Source organism: Prevotella sp. oral taxon 317 str. F0108 (assembly GCF_000162415.1).
Taxonomy (GTDB): Bacteria; Bacteroidota; Bacteroidia; order Bacteroidales; family Bacteroidaceae; genus Prevotella; species Prevotella conceptionensis.
Genome location: NZ_GG740126.1, coordinates 1 through 598, shown reverse-complemented (window position 1 = coordinate 598; position 598 = coordinate 1). Strand labels below are relative to the sequence as shown.

2 protein-coding genes are annotated in these 598 nt (G+C 54.2%); both read right to left on the bottom strand.

Features of this window, described 5'->3' with window-relative positions:
- On the bottom strand, window positions 1-342 hold a 342-nt coding region (locus tag HMPREF0670_RS17395; protein ID WP_255346305.1), incomplete at its 3' end, for a PAAR-like protein.
- Between the two features lie 41 nt (window positions 343-383).
- Window positions 384-598, bottom strand: a 215-nt coding sequence (locus tag HMPREF0670_RS17390) for a hypothetical protein (RefSeq protein WP_044078563.1), incomplete at its 5' end; no start/stop codon positions are given.

Below are 598 nucleotides of genomic sequence, written 5' to 3'. Positions count from 1 at the left end.
GTAGTCGAGCCATTGCAGGGGGACACCCAGTCCCAACCCACGGAGCACGCCGGCCGACGGGACGGTGAAGTCTGCCGTTATCTTGCCTCCCTCCTTGCATAAGAGGCAGGTGTCCTCAAATACCAGCTTATGGCCGTTCACCTTCACCCCCGCAGCACACTTGTCCCAATACAAGGGATTGAAACAGCACGGCTTGTGCGTCAGTGAACAGATGCCGAACGGGGGGATGTTCACATTCGGCACGATGTCGGCCTCCGTAACGAAAAGCTCACCGTACAGGCGACAATTGTTGCTGTGCGTAACCCTTATTTGTGTGGGAAACTGCCCTTTGTCGCAAACCAGGGTACAGTTGTCAGGGATGTATTTCTTGCCTCTTCCATAAGTTACTCCGTGTTTGGTTCGTTCATTTCCAACGTCTCCACCATGTCTTCCGCAGCCTTGAGAACCTCCAATCCCCTTGCCGTGACCTGTATGAGCCGATGACCCGTTGCCACGGCGTACCAGTTTGAAACAGAAGTGTTGAGGTACAGCTCCGCCTGTGCGATGGTGCCGTTCTTTAAGAAAGTGTAGCTCTCCTCAAAGTCTACGTTTAGGCGCG